The organism is Photobacterium lutimaris, from assembly GCF_003025555.1.
In the GTDB taxonomy this organism is placed as follows: domain Bacteria; phylum Pseudomonadota; class Gammaproteobacteria; order Enterobacterales; family Vibrionaceae; genus Photobacterium; species Photobacterium lutimaris.
Map to the genome: position 1 here is coordinate 55,028 of NZ_PYMH01000008.1, position 21,525 is coordinate 76,552.

Genomic DNA, 21,525 nt, shown 5'->3' on the forward strand with positions numbered 1-21,525 from the left:
TGAGGATTTTTTTGTACGTTGTTTTATATTTATTGCAGCAATCCCCCTCCGTCACCTATCGCCACCGGGCAACTTACCCATAGTGCGGGCTTCATCCTGCTGTCATCCGGTGTCAGCTCAGGCAACCGCTTGTGGCTCGATGCCTTATCGTTGGAGCAGCAAAATTAGGTCCGACATTGCCAAAACCCAAGGTTAAGCGCGGAATCGGCCTCGCCATTGCCGCTATGATGTTCATCATCGCCACTCATCTGGCACAGGGATTATGGAGCCAATATGCAGCCTGAGAAATTAGAGCAGATTTACCTGAGCAACCTCGCCTTGTTCGGCCAAACCAAAGTCAGCTACCAGCAATGGCAGCACGAGCCGATATTGGACTTTGAGACCGACGCGAAAATTGCCAATGAGCTTGGCTGGACAGCAGCCCCAACCAAGAGCCTGTTCATGCGCCTCAAGGGCGGAGGCCACAGCCTGCTGCTGACCCACCGCGACAGCCGGCTCGACAGTAAACGGGTCAAGCAGGTACTGGGGAAGAAAGTCTCGGTATGCAGCCATGAAGAGATGGTTGAAGTGATAGGCTGCGTCCCCGGCGCGGTCTGCCCATTCGGCCTACCGGAAGCGATTTCCCTCTTGGTTGATCCGGTGCTGTACCAGCATGACGAACTGATGTTTACCCCGGGAAAACCTGAGCTGACCTTTGCCTTTGCCAGCCGCGATCTCGACAAGCTGCTGGCGGCACTGCCGAACACCGTGATCCCATTGCCAGCTGAGTAGGCAGGATAAAAAATGGAGCCTTGTGGCTCCATTTTTTGTTGGTATCGATATTATTGCTCGAGGACCTTGTTGAGATGGACATCCATCTGCGGATACGGGATCCCGATGTTCTCTTTATCCAGCTCTTCTTTGATCGCCTGCATCAAATCGAAGTATACCGCCCAGTAATCAGCCGTATTCACCCAAGGGCGTACCGCGAAGTTCACCGAGGAATCAGCCAGCGCCAACACACCAACCGTTGGCTCAGGATCTTTCAAAATACGTGCATCGGCTTCGATCACCCGGTTCAGCACCGCTTTGGTATGCTTGAGATCGGCATCGTAAGAAACACCAATCACCAAGTCGATTCGACGGGTGTTATGGCGTGAGTAGTTGGTAATTGGGCCACCAATGACCCCCGCATTCGGTACTACCACCATTTTATTGTCTGGGGTTTTCAATATGGTAGAGAACACCTGGATCGATTCTACCGAACCAGACACACCACCAATCTCGACAAAGTCACCGGATTTGAACGGGCGGAAGGCAACGATCAAAACACCAGCGGCAAAGTTTGACAGCGAGCCCTGCAAGGCCAGGCCAACGGCCAAACCGGCGGCACCGATCACCGCAACGACAGATGCCGTCTGTACACCGACACGGCCCAAGGCTGCAATCAGTACAATGACAAACAACAGGTAACGTACTAGCGATTGGAGGAACTCAACAACCGCTTCGTCCATATCTTTTTTGCGCAGCATTTTTGCCACGCCATTGGCAATACTCTTGGTGATGATATTACCAACAAACAGGATTAACAGCGCAGACAGGATGTTCACCCCGTACTGGATCAATAATTCCTGATTATCAGCCACCCAAGTACCGGCATTGAGCACGCCATTGGTCAAATCATTATCTTTGATGGTATCCACCACCGTATCCGCAACACCTGTGACGGTATCCGTTACGGTATCTGTAACACTACTCTCACTCATACCTTTCTCATCCTGCAAATATTATTTCCTTTCCCACAAAAAATAGCAGCGGGAGCACCAATAATCATAGGTTTAATTATGAAATTCATACCAAACTAACTAATATTCTGGCTTATCAGCGAGAATGAAAAGGGACAGATACAAGGCGCTTGATTGCCGGTGTATTCATATCCATCAAAATCAAGCAACACAGTAGCGGTTCCTTTTAAGCTCGCCCTTCGGGAGCCATTCTGCCGCTCGATATCTGCTCCAAACTGCCTTGATGTAGAGCGACTATATCTGCATCAGTTTGGATTGCTCTCAAACGGCAGAGAAGGCTCTGATATGCTCAGATTATTAGTAAGCTTGGTATTATGCAATCACCACTATAACAGTGATTAATTGATTTTGTTGAGCACTAAAAGCTCTTTTTCGCGCCGGATAATACTCCTAGGCTCAAAAATCGCCAACAAAAAATTGAGAGCATTAACAAACAAATTACAGGCATAAAAAAACCCGCCGTAGCGGGTTTTTTCTTAGCTTAGCGCAGGACGTAAAATTATAGTACGTCGATAGCGTTAAGATCAGAGAATGCTTTCTCTAGGCGAGCAACCATTGAAGACTGACCAGCACGTAGCCATACGCGAGGATCGTAGTACTTCTTGTTTGGCGCAGCTTCACCAGTTGGGTTACCGATCTGACCTTGTAGGAAGTCACGGTTAGCAGCTTCGTATTGACGAACGCCATCCCAGTTAGCCCACTGAGTATCAGTATCGATGTTCATTTTGATAACACCGTAGCCGATAGACTCTTGGATTTCTGCTTCAGAAGAACCAGAACCACCGTGGAATACGAAGTTCAACGCGTTTGGTGCAATACCAAATTTCTCTGCACAGTATGCTTGAGAGTCACGTAGGATAGTTGGAGTCAGTACAACGTTACCCGCTTGGTAAACACCGTGTACGTTACCGAAAGAAGCAGCGATAGTGAAACGTGGGCTGATAGCAACTAGTTTCTCGTATGCGTAAGCTACGTCTTCTGGAGAAGTGTATAGCTCAGATGCGTCCATATCAGAGTTATCAACGCCGTCTTCTTCACCACCAGTACAACCTAGTTCGATTTCTAGCGTCATACCCATCTTAGCCATACGCTCTAGGTACTGGCCAGAGATTTCGATGTTCTCTTCTAGAGACTCTTCAGACAGGTCAATCATGTGAGAAGAGAATAGAGGCTTACCAGTTTGTGCGAAGAACTCTTCACCCGCGTCTAGTAGACCGTCGATCCATGGAAGAAGTTTCTTAGCAGCGTGGTCAGTGTGAAGAATTACTGGCACACCGTAAGCTTCAGCTACAGCGTGTACGTATTTAGCACCAGCAACAGCACCTTTAACTTGTGCTTCTTGACCTTCTAGCTTCAGGCCTTTACCAGCGAAGAATGCAGCACCGCCGTTAGAGAACTGAACAACAACTGGTGCTTTAACTTTTGCAGCAGCTTCTAGAACAGCATTTACAGAGTCAGTGTTAACTACGTTAACCGCTGGAAGTGCGAACTTGTGCTCTTTAGCAATTTCAAAAACTTTCTGTACGTCGTCGCCAGAAATAACACCAGGTTTTACAAAATCGAAGATCTTAGACATAACAATAGTCCTATTTGCCTTGTTGTCTTATATAAACATAAATCTGTGCAATCGTTTGCGAAGCGCCCATATTCTACAAAAACATGACATCTTTCACAAACGATTAGTGCGGAAGTGCTTTGCCGGTACTCCCGCCCTCAAATTAATTAAGCTTTTGCACGCTCTTCTAGCATAGCAACAGCTGGAAGTACTTTGCCTTCAACGAACTCAAGGAATGCACCGCCGCCCGTAGAGATGTAAGAAACGTCAGCTTTGATACCGAACTTGTCGATAGCAGCTAGCGTGTCACCACCACCGGCTACAGAGAAACCTGCAGATTCAGCGATTGCTTTAGAGATGCCTGCTGTACCCGCTTCGAAGTTCTTGAATTCGAATACGCCTACAGGGCCGTTCCAAAGGATAGTTTTTGCGTTGCCGATGATTTCAGCAAGAGCAGCTGTAGAATCTGGGCCAAGGTCGAAAATCATGTCGTCGTCTTGAACTTCAGACACGTGCTTGATTTCAGCTTCTGCGTTTTCGTCAAATGCTTTTGCACAAGCAACGTCAGTAGCAACTGGGATAGCACATTCTTTCATTAGTTTCTGAGCAGTTTCAACTAGGTCAGCTTCGTATAGAGACTTACCTACATTGTGACCTTCAGCTGCGATGAATGTGTTCGCGATACCACCACCAACAACCAGTTGGTCAGCAATTTTAGATAGCGACTCAAGTACAGTTAGCTTAGTAGATACTTTAGAACCACCAACGATAGCAACTAGCGGACGCTCTGGGTTGTCCATTGCTTTGCCTAGTGCTTCTAGCTCAGCAGCAAGAAGAGGACCTGCACATGCTACTGGTGCGTAAGTACCTACACCGTGAGTAGATGCTTGTGCACGGTGAGCCGTACCGAATGCGTCCATTACGAAGATGTCACACAGTGCAGCGTACTGCTTAGATAGTGCTTCTTCGTTCTTCTTCTCGCCTTTGTTGAAGCGAACGTTTTCAAGAACAACTAGCTCACCCGTGTTCAGCTCTAGGCCGTCTAGGTAGTCTTTTGCTAGTTTAACGTCACAATCTAGCGCGTCGTTTAGGTAGTTAACAACAGGCTGTAGAGAGAACTCTTCCGCGTACTCGCCTTCAGTTGGACGACCCAGGTGAGAAGTAACCATTACTTTCGCGCCAGCTTCTAGGCACTGCTTGATAGTTGGTAGCGACGCAAGGATACGCGCATCAGAAGTTACTTTACCGTCTTTCACAGGAACGTTTAGGTCAGCACGGATGAATACGCGTTTACCCGCAAGTTCCAGATCAGTCATCTTGATTACAGACATGGTTTGTCCTCTCAACATTAATTAATTTAAAATCAAAGTTTTGTCGACCCAGCGTCACTGCCAGGCCCTAATAATTCTTTACTGCTTATCGCAAACCGCTGAGCTTTCCTCATCAACCACTTGGGCCGTATCGGTCGCGTGCATTGCCAAAACGGTGTCTAGCATCCGGTTGGCAAAACCCCATTCGTTATCACACCAGACCAACAGCTTAATCAGATGCTGGTTACTTACTCGGGTCTGGGTACCGTCGACAATCGCGCTATGGGGATCGTGATTGAAGTCTACTGATACTAGCGGCACTTCGGTGTAATCCACTATGCCATCTAATGTACAACGAGAAGCCTCGGCCAGTGATTGATTTACGTCATTAACTTTCACATTTGTTTTTACAGTGACACTTAAATCCATCGCGGTGACATTAATTGTCGGTACGCGCACAGAGATCGCTTCAAATTTGTCAGAAAATTTCGGAAAGATACGGCCAATACCCAGGTGAAGTTTAGTATCAACCGGAATAATTGACTGGCTAGCAGCTCGGGTTCGGCGCAGATCGCTATGGTATGCATCGATGACCTGCTGGTCATTCATCGCCGAATGGATAGTGGTAATGGTGCCGGATTCAATGCCAAAGGCTTCGTCCAACACTTTAATAACAGGGACAATACAGTTGGTGGTGCAAGAGCCGTTGGAGACAATGAGGTGCTCAGGCTTGAGCGAGTCGTGGTTCACACCATAGATAATGGTATTGTCGATATCATTTGCAGCAGGATGGGAAAACAACACTTTTTGGGCGCCCGCCTTGATATGGGCCTCGCCGTCGGCGCGACTGCCAAAGGTACCGGTACAGTCCAAGACAATGTCGACGTCTAGATCTTTCCAGGGCAGCAAGTGGATTTCGTTTTGGTGAAGAATACGGATACTGTCCTTTTCGCCATTATCATGAGCAATAAAAAGGTGCTCCTGATCATGACTGACAGGCTTAAAAAAGCGTCCATGGCTAGTGTCATACTGCAGCAGATGAGCCATACCTTCCGGCTCTGCCAGTTCGTTGACCGCCACGACTTGTATGTGATGATCTTTACCGCTTTCGTACAGTGCCCGAAGCACACTGCGACCAATACGGCCAAATCCATTAATTGCGACTTTTAGTGTCATATCCGTGCTACAAAATTAATAAGCCGCGTTAGTGTATAACAAGCACCCCGGAGAATCACCATAAATGTGAGCAGAGTCACCCAAGCTATTCAGTTTCTTTTATTTCAGCAACTTAGCAGTAAAACCTTGCGTTCATACAGGTCTTTACCAGCAACCACGGACGTGACAAAGATCGCATTTCATATAAAAAAAGACCCCAGTTTGGGGTCTTTTTTTTAGTCTTCAAAATAAATCGCCACGCACCAATGCTCAGCGACGTCATTCAAACCCGGCTTACGCCAGCAATTCTTTCGCCGTGTTCACCACGTTTTCAGTCGTGAAACCGAACATCTTGAACAGCTCGCCTGCTGGAGCAGATTCACCGAATGTCGTCATACCGATGATCTTGCCACCGAAACCAACGTACTTGTACCAGAAGTCAGCGATGCCCGCTTCTACTGCAATACGTGCAGTCACATCAGATGGCAGTACAGATTCACGGTATTCAGCGTCTTGCTTGTCAAATGCATCTGTAGCTGGCATAGACACAACACGTACTTTCTTACCTTCAGCCGTTAGCTCCGCTGCAGCATTCACTGCTAGCTCAACTTCAGAACCGGTTGCGATAAGGATAAGCTCTGGCTTGCCCTCACAATCTTTCAGGATGTAACCACCCTTCGCGATGTCAGCAACCTGTGCTTCAGAACGTGGCTGTTGGGCTAGGTTCTGGCGTGAGAAGATCAGCGAGGTCGGGCCGTCTTTACGTTCGATAGCCAGTTTCCAAGCGACTGCTGATTCAACCTGATCACATGGGCGCCATGTGCTCATGTTTGGTGTTAGACGAAGTGATGCAATCTGCTCAACCGGTTGGTGAGTCGGACCATCTTCACCCAGACCGATAGAATCGTGAGTGTAAACTTGGATGTTCTGCACTTTCATCAGTGCCGCCATACGCATTGCGTTACGCGCGTATTCCATGAACATTAGGAAAGTTGCACCGTATGGGACGAAACCGCCATGTAGCGCAATACCGTTCATGATTGCAGTCATGCCGAACTCACGGACACCGTAGTGGATGTAGTTGCCCGAGAAGTCGTTCGCTTCTAGCGACTTAGAACCAGACCACATTGTCAGGTTAGACGGCGCAAGGTCAGCAGAGCCGCCCATGAACTCAGGTAGCATCTGACCGAACGCTTCAAGTGCGTTTTGAGACGCTTTACGTGATGCGATGTTCGCTGGGTTCGCTTGCAGATCGGCAATGATAGCGTTCGCTTTCTCTTCCCACTGCGCTGGTAGCTCACCGTTAACACGGCGCTTGTACTCTGCCGCTAGCTCAGGGTAAGCCGCTGCGTAAGCTTCGAACTTATCGTTCCAAGCCGCTTCTTTGGCCGCGCCTGCTTCTTTGGCATCCCATTCAGCAGCGATGTCTGCTGGGATTTCAAACGGACCGTGGTTCCAACCCAAAAACTCGCGTGCCGCTGCGATTTCGTCGTGGCCCAGTGGTGCGCCATGACAGTCGTGAGAGCCTGCTTTGTTTGGTGAACCGAAACCGATGATGGTCTTGGTACAGATAAGGGTCGGACGCGGATCGGCTTTTGCCGCTTCGATAGCCGCGTTGATAGCGTCAGCATCGTGGCCGTCAACCGCAGGAATAACATGCCAGCCGTACGCTTCGAAACGCTTAGGCGTATCGTCAGAGAACCAGCCTTCAACTTCACCGTCGATAGAGATGCCGTTGTCATCCCAGAATGCGATCAGCTTGCCTAGACCCAACGTGCCCGCAAGAGAACATGCCTCGTGAGAGATACCTTCCATCAGACAGCCATCGCCCATGAACACGTATGTGTTGTGGTCAACGATGTCGTGGCCGTCACGGTTGAACTGAGCAGCAAGGGCTTTTTCAGCCATTGCCATGCCCACACCGTTGGTGATGCCCTGGCCTAGTGGACCCGTGGTCGTTTCAATGCCCGGCGCATAGCCATACTCAGGGTGACCTGGCGTTTTAGAGTGTAGCTGGCGGAAATTCTTCAGATCGTCGATAGACAGATCGTAGCCAGTCAGGTGAAGCAGAGAATAAATCAGCATTGAACCATGGCCGTTTGACAAAATAAAACGGTCGCGATCAGCCCACTCAGGGTTTTGTGGGTTGTGGTTCATGTGGCCACGCCACAGTACTTCAGCGATATCAGCCATACCCATAGGTGCACCCGGGTGGCCAGAGTTAGCTTGTTGAACACCGTCCATGCTTAGGGCACGGATTGCATTAGCAAGATCTTTACGAGAAGACATGTCTGCTCCAGAAATTCGTAGACGTTGAATATTCGGCTACCCTTACCATCAATGATTCAGGCTAGCCGCAGTTCGGCGGGCGAGTATTGTCGCAAAGACTGGGCTATGACTGCAAACGATTTCCTGCGAAAAATAAGTTCTATATCAAGATCATGAACCGAAAACCATGCCAACTCGCTGTAATAAAAGCGTTACGGGGTAAACGTTTGCCTTGCTTTTTTGCGAGTGACCCTACTTTTTACAATGTTGATTTTCACCCAACAAAAGGTATTATAGACGTCTAGACGGAGGTAGCTCTATACATACAAACGTATATCCGTACGCAATTGCGTGATTGATATCATAGGCATATAGAGCTCAGTTTTTTTAATTAACACTATTTTTATGGGAGCGCTCATGGCGAAGCACCTGTTTACTTCTGAGTCGGTATCAGAAGGTCATCCTGACAAAATTGCAGATCAGATTTCAGATGCCGTTTTGGATGCGATCTTGGAGCAAGATCCAAAAGCACGTGTTGCGTGTGAGACTTACGTAAAAACCGGTATGGTGATGGTGGGTGGTGAAATCACTACCTCAGCTTGGGTTGATATCGAAGAGCTGACCCGTGAAACCGTACGTGAAATCGGCTATGTCAACTCAGACATGGGCTTCGATGCCAACTCTTGTGCTGTACTGAGTGCTATCGGTAAGCAGTCTCCGGATATCAACCAAGGTGTTGACCGTGAAGACCCTCGCGAGCTGGGTGCCGGTGACCAGGGTATCATGTTCGGTTACGCGACCAACGAAACTGACGTACTGATGCCTGCACCTGTAACATACGCTCACCGCTTGGTAGAGCGCCAAGCAAAAGTACGTAAGAACGGTGCCCTACCTTGGCTTCGCCCTGATGCGAAAAGCCAGGTAACTTTTGCCTACGACCAAGGCAAAATCGTGGGTATTGATGCAGTCGTACTTTCTACTCAGCACTGCGACAGCATTGAACTACCAGTACTGCAAGAAGCCGTAATGGAAGAAATCATCAAGCCAGTTCTACCTTCTGAGTGGCTAAACAAAGACACCAAGTACTTCATCAACCCAACCGGCCGTTTCGTAATCGGTGGTCCAATGGGTGACTGTGGTCTAACAGGCCGTAAGATCATCGTAGATACCTACGGCGGCGCAGCTCGTCACGGTGGCGGTGCATTCTCTGGTAAAGATCCATCAAAAGTTGACCGCTCTGCAGCATACGCAGCACGTTACGTTGCAAAGAACATCATTGCTGCTGGCATGGCAGACCGTTGTGAAATTCAGCTGTCTTACGCTATCGGTATTGCTGATCCAACATCTATCATGATCGAAACATTCGGCACCGAGAAAGTGTCTCACGACATTATCGTTGAAGCCGTACGCCAGCACTTCGACCTACGCCCATACGGCCTAATCGAAATGCTTGACCTGCTTAAGCCAATGTACAAGAAGACAGCGGCATACGGTCACTTCGGTCGTGAAGAATTCCCATGGGAAAAAACGGACAAAGCAGACATCCTGCGCGACTTCGCGAACATCAAGTAAGCGTCTAGCTCTGGTAAAGAAAAAGGAAGCCTCGGCTTCCTTTTTTGATTTTGAGTTTCTAGATCCTAGAAGCTAGTTCCTAGAGTCGTTGGCAATACTCTCTCAAGGAACCAGAACCTAGGATCCAGGAACTAGGATCCCGAACCTAAACACCCTATACTCCCCTCTCCTCCAGCAAGCTCTGAAAGTGTAATGACGACCCTGCAAAACCAAATTACCGCACGCGTAAAGCAATGTATTGCCCAGGCCAACCAACGGCTCAACAAGCGCATGACCATGCCTGAGGTGCGCTTTAGCCAACGTGGGAAGATTGCCGGCAGCGCCCGACTGCAAGGCTGGGAGGTTCGCTTCAATCCGGTGTTGCTCGAAGAAAACCCAGACGCTTTTCTAAACGAAGTCGTTCCCCACGAAGTTGCCCATCTGGTGGCGTTCAAACTGTTTGGCAAGGTCCGCCCGCACGGCAGGGAGTGGCAGATCATCATGCAGGAAGTGTTCGGTGTAGCCCCGCGCACCACCCACAGCTTCGATGTCAGCTCGGTACAGGGCCAGACCTTTCATTACCGCTGCCAGTGCAGCGAGCACCGAATAACTGTCCGCCGCCACAACAAGATCCAGCGCGGGCAAGCCCATTACCGCTGCCGCCAGTGCGGCCATACACTGGCTTTACAGCAGTAGGGACAATAGGCGAGGCGTCAATTACTCACGGGTGAAATCATCGCGGAAGAAGAGCGTACTCTGCACCTGCCGCACGCTCTTCACCATCGGCTTGCCCGATACAAATCGGGACAGGACCAGTGCCTTGTCGCCGCCCGTCAATATCAACCAACTGGACAGCGCTATTGCTATCAGCCTCTTTTCCATTGAACATTCCTTGCATATAAGCGACTACTTGCATTGCTGCAAATCAAGCATGTAGCGCAACCTTGCTTGTACAAAAGTGCGAGCTGTGAACAATTCAAAAAGAGCGGGTTAATTTCCCCGCTCCCCTTGTTTTTCTCTCTTACTGCGTCCATCTCTTTACCAACCGCCTGCAATCAGCGAGAGAGTTGATATAATGCAGCCAGACTACAACCAACAGGTTACAAGATAGCCATGAGAATCCCACGAATTTACCACCCGGAGCTATTACCAAGCTCTGGGACCGTTATGCTAAGTGAAGACGCCGCCAACCACGTCGGTCGTGTAATGCGCATGCAAGCCGGCCAAGAAGTGCTGCTGTTTGATGGTAGCAATGCTGAGTTTCCGGCAGTGATCACCAATGCCAGCAAGAAGAGTGTGGAAGTGGACATCCAGGCGCGCGTTGAAAACAGTGTCGAATCACCACTGGATATTCATCTTGGCCAAGTTGTTTCTCGTGGTGACAAAATGGAATTTACCATCCAGAAATCCGTCGAACTGGGCGTTAATACCATCACCCCACTGATTTCAGAGCGTTGCGGAGTAAAACTGAACGCCGAGCGTTTCGAGAAAAAGCTCCAGCAATGGCAAAAAATCGCCATCAGCGCGTGCGAGCAATGTGGCCGTAACACCGTGCCGGAAATCCGCCCGATCATGAAGCTAGAAGAATGGTGTGCCGAAGAGTACGACGGCTTGAAGCTGAACTTGCACCCTCGTGCAAGTTACTCGATTAACACCCTGCCAGAGCCAGTGACCAAAGTGAAACTACTGATAGGTCCTGAAGGCGGTTTATCCGCAGACGAAATTTCAATGACCGAGCAATACACCTTTGATGAAGTATTGTTAGGCCCGCGCGTGCTGCGTACCGAGACGACAGCAATGACTGCGATCACCGCATTACAAGTTCGCTTCGGCGATCTGGGCTAACCAAGAGGAATACAGCAATGATCAAACTGGGTATCGTGATGGACCCAATCGAGTCTATCAACATTAAAAAAGATTCCAGCTTTGCCATGATGTTGGAAGCCCAGCGTCGTGGCTGGGAAATCCACTATATGGAAATGAACGACCTGTCACTGGAGCAAGGAAAAGCCATTGCCCGCACCCGTGTGGTTAGCCTGAAGGAAGATCCAAACGGCTGGTTTGATTTTCACAGTGAACAAGAGATCGCACTGTCAGATCTCGACGCGGTATTGATGCGCAAGGATCCGCCATTCGACACCGAATACATTTATGCGACCTACATTCTCGAGCGCGCTGAAGAGGAAGGCGCCCTGATCGTCAACAAGCCACAGAGCCTGCGTGACTGCAACGAGAAACTGTTTACCGCCTGGTTCCCTGAACTGACGCCAACCACTATCGTTACCCGTCGCGCCGACAAGATCAAAGCCTTCCACCAGGCGCACGGGGATGTGATCCTCAAGCCTCTCGATGGGATGGGCGGCTCGTCTATCTTCCGAGTCATGAAAGGCGATCCGAATGTGTCGGTGATCATCGAAACCCTAACCAACCACGGCGAGAACTACTGCATGGCACAGACCTTCGTGCCAGATATCAGCAATGGTGACAAGCGTATATTGGTCGTCGACGGCGAGCCGATGCCTTACTGCCTGGCCCGTATCCCGGCCAAAGGCGAAACCCGTGGTAACCTGGCCGCTGGCGGTCGCGGTGAGGCACGCCCTATCAGCGAGACCGACCGCAAGATCGCTGAAACGGTCGCCCCGGTATTGAAAGAAAAAGGCCTGATCTTCGTTGGCCTCGATGTGATCGGTGACAAGCTGACAGAAATCAATGTCACCAGCCCGACCTGTATCCGCGAGATCGAAGCGGCCTTTGATGTCTCTATCACTGGCAAGCTGATGGATGCGATCGAGCGACGCGTCAACGCATAACTGGCGACTCAGCGCAGCCCCACTCAATTAAGGTGGGGCTGCATTGATTGGGCGACGTAGCAGTTAAATCCTCTCCCTTTAATACCAATTCTGTTAATTAGTCGGCATACTGTAAGTAAGTCGATCGGTAGTAGGTATCTTCCCATGAACTTGACTAACCACTTTCTGGTAGCCATGCCAAGCATGCAAGATCCAAATTTCAAAGGAAGTGTTGTCTACATTTGCGAGCACAACGACGAAGGCGCAATGGGTATCGTCATTAACCTGCCGATTGAAATTTCGGTCGGTAATATGCTTGATCAAATCGATATTGAGCGCGAACTGCCTGTCAGGGATCCATCCAGCCTTGAGCAACCGGTATTTAACGGCGGTCCCGTTTCTGCCGATCGCGGTTTCGTTTTGCACAACCGGGTTGGTAGCTTGAGCTCAAGCATCAATGTCACCGCTGACGTCTCCATCACCACATCCAAAGATATTCTCTCGCTACTCGGGACCAGTGAATCACCTGACAACTTTCTGGTCGCTCTGGGCTATGCGGGGTGGGATGCCGGCCAGCTTGAAAAAGAGCTGATCGAAAATGTCTGGCTGACAACGGAAGCCAATACTGATGTGGTGTTCAATACCCCGATCAATGAACGCTGGAACAAGGCCATTGCCCAACTGGGTATCAATGCCACTAACCTTTCCACAGAACAAGGACATGCATGAGTCATTCTCGCAGCGTACTGGCTTTTGATTACGGTACGAAAAGCATTGGTGTCGCCATCGGCCAAGAGCTGACCGGCACTGCTAGCCCACTAGGGGCCCTGAAGGCCAAAGACGGGATCCCTAATTGGGATGACATTGAAAAGATCATCAAAGAATGGCAACCGGACTTGGTTGTTGTCGGCCTTCCGCTGGATATGCGGGGTGGCGAGCTGGAAGCCATCACCCCAAGGGCCAAAAAATTTGCCAACCGCCTGCACGGTCGGTTCGGCTGCCAGGTTGAATTGCATGACGAACGGCTGAGCACCGCTGAAGCCCGCTCCGATCTGTTTGATCGTGGCGGCTATCGTAATCTCAGCAAAGGCAATATCGACTCTCAATCAGCTGTCGTGATCCTCGAAAGCTGGTTCGAGCAGCAATACGGGTAACATAAAATCCTGGGTTCTCGATCCTAGAACCCAGGTACTCTTTCCATCACCTCCCCACAGGTACAGCTTTCCCCTCCGTTTTCACCAAAAAGCGAACGCTTGCTAAGATCTGAAGAAAAGGGCTTGGATCCCCCAGGCAGCTCATGGTGTGATCAGCTTGTACAGCTTTTGGACTATATAAACCCGAAAGCTCATATACCTGTACACTGATATCATGCTCACAATCAATATACATTAACTTCAATAACTTAAAAAAAATGATCAACAAAAAAAGCATTAAGATCATAACAACCCTAATGCTTTTGGTTACCAGCAAGCCCATTGCGATGATCAATAAGATCAGCCCATGTCGACCGTGACCCCTGACAGCGAATTCGCATTTAGCTGGTTCTTGTTACCGACTTTGATCATCAAGCGTAAATCATTGGCAGAATCGGCATGGTGCAAGGCATCCTGCTCGGTGATCTTGCCGGTGCTGTAAAGGTCATAGAGCGACTGATCGAAGGTCATCATCCCCGACTCATTCGATTTGGCCATGGTATCTTTGATCTCATGCAGCTCGCCGCGGCGGATCAAATCGGCGATCCTCGGGGTGTTGATCAGCAATTCAAACGCACCATGCCTGCCGATACCATGCGCATCGGGGATCAACTGCTGGGCCAGGATGCACTTGAGGTTCAAGGACAAATCAAACAGGAACTGCTCGCGCCGCTCTTTCGGTACAAGGTGCAAGATCCGCTCTAGTGCCTGATTGGCATTATTGGCGTGCAGGGTCGCCATACACAGATGACCGGTCTCAGCAAAATTCATCGCATACTCCATGGTCTCGGGAGTACGGATTTCACCGATCAGGATCATATCCGGCGCCTGGCGCAGGGAGTTTTTCAGCGCCACTTCGTAGCTTTCGGTATCTAGCCCCACTTCGCGCTGGGTGATGATGCACTTATTGTGTTTGTGCACGAATTCAATCGGATCTTCTACCGTCAGGATATGCCCACTGCGGTTGCCATTGCGGTAACCGGTCATGGCAGCCATCGACGTCGACTTGCCCGAGCCGGTCGCACCAACAACCAAGACCAGGCCACGCTTGGCCAGCGCCATCTTCTGCATGTCCATCGGCAGGCTGAGTGAATGAAAGTCAGGGATTTCCGTTTCAATACGGCGGATCACCATCCCCGGCAGCTCACGCTGCCAGAAAGCGCTGACCCGGAAGCGGTACTCCCCCCTCACCAAGGCAAAGTTAGCTTCCTTGCTGGCACGGTATTCCGCCTCCAGCTCTCTATCCATCGCCTCGCTAAACATCTGCTCAATGGCTGTAAGATCAAGCGTATCGCCAAGGGGATGAAGATTGCCATCGATACGGAGCAAGCAAGGTGAATCAACCGTAATATAGAGATCCGAGGCCTTGCGGCTGACCATCTCGTTAAGTGCATACTGTAACGTCATTATCTCTATCCCCACTAAAACTGCGAAAAGCCAGAGTCGACTACCCGGCGTCCTTCTTCGGCCTCCACCAGCCCCTGGGCGACCAGCATCTTGACACTCTGATCCATGGTCTGCATGCCCATTGCCGAGCCGGTCTGGATCATCGAGAACATCTGCGCCACTTTGTCCTCCCGGATCAAGTTACGAATCGCCGGTGTCGCCATCATCACCTCGTGGGCAGCAACACGGCCACCACTGGTACACTTGAGCAGGTTCTGTGATACCACAGCGCGTAGCGACTCCGACAACATGGATCGCACCATCGCCTTGTCATTGCCCGGGAATACATCGATGATCCTATCGACGGTCTTGGCCGCCGAACTGGTATGCAAGGTTCCCAGCACCAAATGGCCGGTTTCTGCCGCCGTCAGGGCCAAGCTGATCGTCTCACGGTCACGGAGCTCACCGACCACAATCACATCGGGATCTTCACGCAGCGAAGAGCGTAGGGCATTATGGAAACTGTGGGTATCACGGTGTACCTCACGCTGGTTGATAAGACAGCGTTTTCCGGTATGGATGAATTCCACCGGATCTTCAATGGTCAGGATATGGCAATTTGAATTCTCGTTGATGTAATCGACCAACGCAGCAATCGTGGTCGATTTACCCGAGCCTGTTGCCCCGGTCACCAACACTAATCCGCGTGGAAGCTGGGCGATCTGATAAAACACGTCAGGCACCCCCAGTGATTCCAGGGTCGGGATCTTGACCGGTATCGTCCTGAATACCGCTGCGCTGCCCCTCGCCTGCTTGAAGGCATTGACACGAAAACGGCCAACATCGGGTAATTCAAATGAGAAATCGACTTCTAGCCGCTCTTCAAACTCCCGTCGCTGGGCATCGTTCATTATATCGAATACCAGACGGTGTACTTCTGCATGCTCCAACGCTGGTAAACTCAGCTTGCGCACATCGCCATCAACCCGGATCATCGGCGGAACACCAGCTGAAAGGTGCAGATCAGAGGCGTTATGCTTTACACTAAAGTCCAGTAGTTCGGTGATATCCATCAATTTTCCCCATAGAATCAATTATGAATAGTATCAAGCAAAATATTGAACAGGTCATCACCCAGATCGGCCTGGCAACAGAAAAATGCGGTAGAGATGCCGAATCGGTGCAACTGCTTGCAGTCAGCAAAACCAAGCCTATCGCCGCGATAGAGGAAGCGATTGCCGCTGGCCATCGGGCATTTGGCGAAAACTATGTGCAAGAAGGCGTCGAAAAAGTCCAGTACTTTGCCCAGCAAAGCATCGCTTCATCATTGAGCTGGCACTTCATCGGCCCGATCCAGTCCAACAAGACCCGTCCGATTGCCGAGCACTTCGACTGGGTCCACTCGGTCGACCGCGCCAAGATCGCCCGCCGCCTCAGCGAACAGCGCCCGGCAGAGATGCCGCCGCTCAATATCCTGCTTCAGGTCAACACCAGCGGTGAAGACTCCAAGTCGGGACTGGCTTTTGATGACGTTGCCGCGCTGGCAGATGAAATCGCCACCATGCCAAACTTGGTATTACGTGGCCTGATGTCGATCCCGCAAAAAGCCGATGACTACGACAGCCAGTTCGCCGCATTTTCCAGCCTGGCCGAGACAATGAACAAGCTCAAGGCAAAACACCCGCAACTTGATACCCTGTCGATGGGAATGAGTGGCGATCTGGATGCCGCCGTTGCCGCCGGCAGCACCATCGTCCGGATTGGCACGGCTATTTTTGGCGCCCGTGATTATTCGTAGTTCAGCGAGAATAACTTGGGTATATAATAGCCACACAATTATAACGTCTAGGAAGGACGTCATTGTCCCTCCCGGCCTTGAATACACAAAGGATGTAACATGGAACAACGCGCGATCGCCTTCATTGGTGCCGGTAACATGGCCCGCTCGATTATCGCCGGCCTCGTTGCCAGCGGCTATGCGCCAGACAAAATCACCGCAACCGCACCAAGCTCAGCCCGCCGCGAGCCGTTGGCCCGTGATTACGGGATCCACACCACCGACAATAACCTCAGCGCCGCTTCCGATGCCGATGTCATTGTACTGGCCGTTAAGCCCCAGCTGATGGAAGACGTATGCCGCCCGCTGCAGATCCTCGACTTTTCCGGCAAGCTGGTGATCTCAATCGCCGCTGGCATCAGTGCCGAACGCCTCAATCAGATGCTGGCAACCAACTTGAGTCTGGTGCGCGTAATGCCCAACACGCCATCACTGATTGGTAAAGGGATGAGCGGCCTGTTCGCCTCTAGCCATATCAACCCCAATGATCGTCAATTTGCCGAACACTTAATGCAGGCTGTCGGCGAAGTCTGCTGGGTAGAGCAAGAATCGGGAATTAACGGTATTATTGCTGCTGCCGGCAGTGCCCCTGCTTACTTCTTCCTGTTTATGGAAGCCATGCAGGAAGAAGCGATCAAGCAAGGTTTCACCCCTGATCAAGCCCGTATGTTGGTACAGCAGTCGGCGCTTGGTGCGGCAGAAATGGTCGTTGCCAACCCGGATACCGATCTGGCGACCCTGCGTGCCCAGGTGACCTCAAAAGGCGGCACAACCGCCGAGGCAATCCGCACTTTCAACGAGTGCCAACTTAGTGATACCGTAGCAAAAGCAATGCGTGCTGCCGTTTCCCGCGCTGAAGAAATGGAAAAATTATTTTAAGGTTAGTATATGAACTCAATTGGTTTTCTTGTCAGTACCCTGTTTGATCTCTACATTATGGTCGTGCTGCTGCGCATCTGGCTCCAGTGGGCGCGTGCCGATTTCTACAATCCGTTTTCACAGTTTATCGTCAAGGCAACCCAGCCGGTCGTCGGCCCGCTGCGACGCATTATTCCGTCCATCGGCTCACTGGATGTCGCCACGCTGCTGTTTGCCTACATTCTGAGCATGGGTAAATTCATCCTCCTGCAGCTGGTGCTGGGCGGTGGCTTTATGTTTACCCCTGAATATTTCTGGATTGGTGCCCTGTCGCTGCTGAAAGCCGCCGGTGGCCTGCTGTTCTGGGTACTGCTGCTACGCGCGATCCTAAGCTGGGTCAGCCAGGGCCGTAGCCCTGTTGAATATGTGATGCACCAACTTACCGAGCCATTGACAGCCCCTATCCGCCGTATTATCCCAGCAATGGGTGGCTTGGATCTGAGTGTCTTGGTGCTATTTCTGGGCCTGCAGTTTGCCAATTTCCTGATCGGTGATGTTGTCGGTCCAATCTGGTTCCAGCTATGAGCCAACAGGCCGTTTACCTTGATGGTGACGATCTGATTTTACGGCTCTATATTCAGCCCAAGGCCAGCCGTGACCAAATGGTTGGCCTGCATGGCGATGAAATCAAAGTGGCGATCACCGCCCCGCCGGTTGATGGCAAGGCCAATGCCCATCTGACCAAATACCTGTCCAAGCAGTTCAAGGTCGCCAAGGGGCAGATTGACATCGAGAAAGGGGAGCTTGGTCGTCACAAGCAAGTACGTATCACCGCCCCCAAAGTTGTCCCGGAGCCCATCAAAGCTCTGTTATAACCGACTGCGGTTTCCAGCCCGGCGTCCCCCAAGACGCCGGGCTGTTTTTCATCAGGCGACGTCGTCTGACTATAATGGAACTAAGCAATACCCACTCCCGGTACAGGGACAACCCCCGACCCAGTGCGTATAAAAGGATAATTAAATGACTCGTTTTTTCAGCCTATTTGCCCTGTTGCTAACCAGCCTGGGGGCCAGCCTCCCGGCCCATGCCGAGCAGTTCGAAAAAATCGGTAATTTGGAGGTTCACTACTCCAGCTTCCCATCCACGTTTCTTACCCCCGACGTTGCCAGTACCTATAAAATCCAGCGCAGCCGATACTCCGCCGTGATCAATATCACCGTACTTGATGCAGGTAAGCCGGGAAAACCAGCGGTAACCGCGGTACTTAACGGCCAGGCTAAAAACCTGCTCGGCAGCATAAAGAACCTGTCTTTTCGCGAGATAAGGGAAGGCAAGGCGATTTATTACATCGCCGAAATCAAACATGCCAATGAAGAGCGCTTCAATTTCTCCATCGACATGTCTCACAACGGCACCCGAGGCAGCATCGACTTTAACCAGACATTTTATGTCGACTGAACCGACATTGCCGGCTGCTTAGTATCTGTATCTACACAGGGAGCCTAGTGCTCCCCTTTTAATTTCCGGGCAGTGAGATAAGATAGCGCCCTCTTTATTGTGAGGAACTGTGATGAGCAAATTAGTACTGGCTACTGGCAATCAGGGCAAAGTGAAAGAAATGGCTAGCCTGTTGGCCGATTTCGGCTTCGATGTGGTTGCCCAAAGCGATTACAACGTCTCTTCGGTTGCCGAGACTGGCACCACCTTTATCGAAAACGCTATCATCAAAGCGCGCCATGCCGCCAAGGAAACCGGCTTACCCGCGATTGCCGATGACTCAGGTCTTGAAGTCGACTACCTCAAGGGCGCACCGGGGATCTATTCTGCCCGCTTCGCCGGTGTTGATGCCTCTGATGAAGACAATCTGCAAAAACTGCTCACAGAAATGGAAGGGGTCGCGCCAGAGCAGCGTACCGCCCGTTTCCATTGCGTACTGGTTATGATGCGCCACGAGAATGATCCTACCCCGCTCGTCTGCCACGGTAGCTGGGAAGGCCAGATCCTGACCGAAGCCCACGGTGAGAATGGCTTTGGTTATGATCCCATTTTCTGGGTACCGGAAGACCAATGTTCATCCGCGCAGCTTGAACCAGCCCGCAAGAAACAACTCTCACACCGCGGCAAAGCCCTTACCAAACTTTTTGCTGCCCTGAAGGAAGCATAAACCATGCTAGTACCACCACCACTGAGCCTGTATATCCATATCCCATGGTGTGTCCAGAAGTGCCCTTATTGCGACTTCAACTCCCATGCGCTGAAAACAGATATCCCGGAGCTCGATTACATCGATGCCCTTATCGAAGATCTCGATACCGACTTGGCTAACTATGATCTCAATCGCCAAGCCCGGCAGCTGCATTCCATCTTCATCGGTGGTGGTACCCCAAGCCTGATCTCCGCACCGCAAATCGGCCGCTTGCTTGAGGCCGTCAAGCAGCGGATCCCGTTTAGCGACGATATCGAAATCACCATGGAAGCCAACCCTGGCACCGTCGAGGCCGGCCGCTTCAACGCCTACCGCGCGGTGGGAGTCAACCGCATCTCGATTGGTATCCAGAGTTTCCAAGACGAAAAACTCAAGCGCCTTGGCCGGATCCATGGCAGCAAAGAAGCCATTACTGCCGCAGGGCTGGCCAAAGAGGCCGGACTCGACAGTTTCAATATCGATCTGATGCACGGCCTGCCGGATCAGAGTATCGATGACGCCCTGTCGGATCTGAAACAGGCCATCGCCTTGCAGCCACCGCACTTGTCTTGGTATCAGCTGACTATCGAACCCAACACTCTGTTCTACTCCAAGCCGCCGGTACTGCCAGATGACGATGACCTATGGGATATCTTCGAACAAGGCCACCAGCTGCTGGCCGAAGCGGGCTACGTCCAGTACGAAATATCCGGCTACAGCAAACCGGGCCGCCAGTGTCGCCACAACCTCAACTACTGGCGCTTCGGCGACTATCTGGGGATCGGTTGCGGTGCCCACGGCAAGCTGAGCTTTGCTGACGGTACCATTACCCGTACCGTGAAGGTCAAGCACCCACGCGGCTACCTCAACCCGGCCAAGCCGTATCTGGATCAGGAAAACCAGGTTGCTGCCAGCGAGCGCCCGTTCGAGTTCTTTATGAACCGCTTCCGCCTGCTAGAAGCCTGCCCGAAACAAGAGTATGTCGATCGTACTGGCTTACCGTTATCGAGCATTGAAGGGCCTATCAACTGGGCACTTGAGCAAAACTACCTGGAAGATAAGGGCGAGCAGTGGCAGATCACCGAACACGGCAAATTGTTCCTCAACGATCTGCTAGCGGCCTTTGTAGACGAAGACGAGCAAGATTAACGACTCAATCCGCGAGTAGCCCAAACCGATATTCTCGGCCGGAGCTACACGCGTTTATGCTTGGTTTGCTCTACTACTTTGCAACAGGGGTAGCGGCATCAATTTAGGGTGACGCTCTGCCAGCGTTTGAGGGCGGGAATTTGGGATTGGATTTCGCTTTCCTTCGCTTGGCGCATTGCCACCTGATCGCACAGCTTCTGGTCGATCAACTGGGAGTGGGACAAGGTATAGGGCAGATCATCGAGCATAAGACGGTGATAATCAGCCAGCAGTGCAGATTGCTCGTCATTGAGCTGAACCTTGTGTACCCCGAAATACAGCTGGCCACTGGGCTGGATCTGAAAACTCTCTCCCTTCAACTCCAGATTGAGCGCCCCATCCTGCATACTCAGACTGTTGTGCCACTCAAACTGGCACACCGGAGCGTCACTGGCTTGGGCCCCCAGTGACAAGGCAAACCCGACAACCGCTAATTGATACCCGCAAACACGCAACAGCATAAGCC

Annotated in this window: 24 protein-coding genes and 1 pseudogene; 16 read left to right on the forward strand and 9 right to left on the reverse strand. The window is 51.1% G+C overall.

Annotated elements, in window-relative coordinates:
• Window positions 1-18 precede the first annotated feature (18 nt).
• The 3 genes and pseudogenes from C9I99_RS27710 (at window position 19) to C9I99_RS16390 (ending at window position 771) form a co-directional block, all read left to right on the forward strand.
• Entirely contained in the window at window positions 19-168 is a 150-nt protein-coding gene (locus C9I99_RS27710) for a hypothetical protein (protein ID WP_208113429.1), read from the forward strand.
• Window positions 144-284 (forward strand): annotated as a pseudogene (locus tag C9I99_RS27455) (amino acid transporter); the annotation flags it as partial. The gene C9I99_RS27710 and the pseudogene C9I99_RS27455, both read left to right, overlap by 25 nt.
• Window positions 274-771, forward strand: a complete 498-nt coding sequence (locus C9I99_RS16390; RefSeq protein WP_107349948.1) for a YbaK/EbsC family protein — start codon at window positions 274-276, stop codon at window positions 769-771. The pseudogene C9I99_RS27455 and the gene C9I99_RS16390, both read left to right, overlap by 11 nt.
• Window positions 772-821: 50 nt before the next feature.
• Here C9I99_RS16390 and mscS read toward each other — a convergent pair whose 3' ends face one another.
• The 5 genes from mscS to tkt form a co-directional block, all read right to left on the reverse strand.
• Window positions 822-1,745: a small-conductance mechanosensitive channel MscS gene (mscS, locus tag C9I99_RS16395; RefSeq protein ID WP_107350110.1), complete on the reverse strand. Its 924-nt coding sequence runs from the start codon at window positions 1,743-1,745 to the stop codon at window positions 822-824.
• Window positions 1,746-2,283: 538 nt separating this feature from the next.
• Window positions 2,284-3,360 carry a class II fructose-bisphosphate aldolase gene (gene fbaA / locus C9I99_RS16400; protein WP_107349949.1) on the reverse strand — a complete coding sequence of 359 codons (1,077 nt, stop codon included), beginning with the start codon at window positions 3,358-3,360 and terminating at the stop codon, window positions 2,284-2,286.
• Between the two features lie 146 nt (window positions 3,361-3,506).
• Window positions 3,507-4,670, reverse strand: coding sequence for a phosphoglycerate kinase (locus C9I99_RS16405; protein ID WP_107349950.1), 1,164 nt, complete (start codon window positions 4,668-4,670; stop codon window positions 3,507-3,509).
• A gap of 78 nt (window positions 4,671-4,748) precedes the next feature.
• Window positions 4,749-5,825, reverse strand: coding sequence for an erythrose-4-phosphate dehydrogenase (gene epd / locus C9I99_RS16410; protein WP_107349951.1), 1,077 nt, complete (start codon window positions 5,823-5,825; stop codon window positions 4,749-4,751).
• Between the two features lie 273 nt (window positions 5,826-6,098).
• The gene (gene tkt, locus C9I99_RS16415) at window positions 6,099-8,093 is read right to left on the reverse strand and encodes a transketolase (protein WP_107349952.1); all 1,995 of its coding nucleotides are present in this window, start codon (window positions 8,091-8,093) and stop codon (window positions 6,099-6,101) included.
• Window positions 8,094-8,489: 396 nt separating this feature from the next.
• Between tkt and metK the strand changes: the two genes are divergently transcribed.
• Together metK and C9I99_RS16425 are read left to right on the forward strand one after the other, a co-directional pair.
• Entirely contained in the window at window positions 8,490-9,644 is a 1,155-nt protein-coding gene (gene metK / locus C9I99_RS16420; protein WP_107349953.1) for a methionine adenosyltransferase, read from the forward strand.
• Between the two features lie 192 nt (window positions 9,645-9,836).
• Window positions 9,837-10,319 (forward strand): SprT family zinc-dependent metalloprotease, encoded by a 483-nt coding sequence (locus C9I99_RS16425; RefSeq protein ID WP_107349954.1) that lies wholly within the window; start codon window positions 9,837-9,839, stop codon window positions 10,317-10,319.
• A 21-nt stretch (window positions 10,320-10,340) separates the two neighbouring features.
• Here the strand turns inward: C9I99_RS16425 and C9I99_RS27230 are convergent, their stop codons facing one another.
• Window positions 10,341-10,505, reverse strand: a complete 165-nt coding sequence (locus tag C9I99_RS27230) for a hypothetical protein (RefSeq protein WP_166645472.1) — start codon at window positions 10,503-10,505, stop codon at window positions 10,341-10,343.
• A 231-nt stretch (window positions 10,506-10,736) separates the two neighbouring features.
• Between C9I99_RS27230 and rsmE the strand changes: the two genes are divergently transcribed.
• The 4 genes from rsmE to ruvX all read left to right on the forward strand — a co-directional run bounded on the left by rsmE (window position 10,737) and on the right by ruvX (window position 13,566).
• A complete protein-coding gene (rsmE, locus tag C9I99_RS16435; RefSeq protein WP_107349956.1) occupies window positions 10,737-11,468 on the forward strand; it encodes a 16S rRNA (uracil(1498)-N(3))-methyltransferase in 732 nt (243 codons plus the stop codon).
• A 17-nt stretch (window positions 11,469-11,485) separates the two neighbouring features.
• On the forward strand, window positions 11,486-12,433 hold the full coding sequence (gene gshB, locus C9I99_RS16440) for a glutathione synthase (RefSeq protein WP_107349957.1): 948 nt from the start codon (window positions 11,486-11,488) through the stop codon (window positions 12,431-12,433).
• Window positions 12,434-12,577: 144 nt separating this feature from the next.
• The gene (locus C9I99_RS16445) at window positions 12,578-13,141 is read left to right on the forward strand and encodes a YqgE/AlgH family protein (protein WP_107349958.1); all 564 of its coding nucleotides are present in this window, start codon (window positions 12,578-12,580) and stop codon (window positions 13,139-13,141) included.
• The gene (gene ruvX / locus C9I99_RS16450; RefSeq protein WP_107349959.1) at window positions 13,138-13,566 is read left to right on the forward strand and encodes a Holliday junction resolvase RuvX; all 429 of its coding nucleotides are present in this window, start codon (window positions 13,138-13,140) and stop codon (window positions 13,564-13,566) included. Before C9I99_RS16445 ends, ruvX begins: the two co-directional genes overlap by 4 nt.
• A gap of 339 nt (window positions 13,567-13,905) precedes the next feature.
• On the opposite strand, the gene C9I99_RS16460 is transcribed toward ruvX, so the two are convergent.
• Window positions 13,906-15,012 carry a PilT/PilU family type 4a pilus ATPase gene (locus C9I99_RS16460; protein WP_107349961.1) on the reverse strand — a complete coding sequence of 369 codons (1,107 nt, stop codon included), beginning with the start codon at window positions 15,010-15,012 and terminating at the stop codon, window positions 13,906-13,908.
• Between the two features lie 14 nt (window positions 15,013-15,026).
• Window positions 15,027-16,064, reverse strand: a complete 1,038-nt coding sequence (locus C9I99_RS16465) for a type IV pilus twitching motility protein PilT (RefSeq protein WP_107349962.1) — start codon at window positions 16,062-16,064, stop codon at window positions 15,027-15,029.
• A 23-nt stretch (window positions 16,065-16,087) separates the two neighbouring features.
• On the opposite strand from C9I99_RS16465, the gene C9I99_RS16470 reads away from it, so the two are divergent.
• The 7 genes from C9I99_RS16470 to hemW all read left to right on the forward strand — a co-directional run bounded on the left by C9I99_RS16470 (window position 16,088) and on the right by hemW (window position 21,020).
• A complete protein-coding gene (locus C9I99_RS16470; RefSeq protein ID WP_107349963.1) occupies window positions 16,088-16,789 on the forward strand; it encodes a YggS family pyridoxal phosphate-dependent enzyme in 702 nt (233 codons plus the stop codon).
• Between the two features lie 99 nt (window positions 16,790-16,888).
• Complete coding sequence (gene proC, locus C9I99_RS16475; RefSeq protein WP_107349964.1) at window positions 16,889-17,707, forward strand: pyrroline-5-carboxylate reductase; 819 nt, start codon at window positions 16,889-16,891, stop codon at window positions 17,705-17,707.
• A 9-nt stretch (window positions 17,708-17,716) separates the two neighbouring features.
• Window positions 17,717-18,271, forward strand: coding sequence for a YggT family protein (locus C9I99_RS16480; RefSeq protein WP_107349965.1), 555 nt, complete (start codon window positions 17,717-17,719; stop codon window positions 18,269-18,271).
• Window positions 18,268-18,561, forward strand: coding sequence for a DUF167 family protein YggU (yggU, locus tag C9I99_RS16485; RefSeq protein ID WP_107349966.1), 294 nt, complete (start codon window positions 18,268-18,270; stop codon window positions 18,559-18,561). Before C9I99_RS16480 ends, yggU begins: the two co-directional genes overlap by 4 nt.
• Before the next feature lie 145 nt (window positions 18,562-18,706).
• Window positions 18,707-19,144 carry a DUF4426 domain-containing protein gene (locus C9I99_RS16490; protein WP_107349967.1) on the forward strand — a complete coding sequence of 146 codons (438 nt, stop codon included), beginning with the start codon at window positions 18,707-18,709 and terminating at the stop codon, window positions 19,142-19,144.
• Between the two features lie 112 nt (window positions 19,145-19,256).
• Entirely contained in the window at window positions 19,257-19,850 is a 594-nt protein-coding gene (locus tag C9I99_RS16495) for an XTP/dITP diphosphatase (RefSeq protein ID WP_107349968.1), read from the forward strand.
• 3 nt (window positions 19,851-19,853) lie between these two features.
• Window positions 19,854-21,020, forward strand: coding sequence for a radical SAM family heme chaperone HemW (gene hemW, locus C9I99_RS16500; protein ID WP_107349969.1), 1,167 nt, complete (start codon window positions 19,854-19,856; stop codon window positions 21,018-21,020).
• 98 nt (window positions 21,021-21,118) lie between these two features.
• Here the strand turns inward: hemW and C9I99_RS16505 are convergent, their stop codons facing one another.
• Window positions 21,119-21,520 (reverse strand): YggN family protein, encoded by a 402-nt coding sequence (locus tag C9I99_RS16505; RefSeq protein ID WP_107349970.1) that lies wholly within the window; start codon window positions 21,518-21,520, stop codon window positions 21,119-21,121.
• Window positions 21,521-21,525 lie beyond the last annotated feature (5 nt).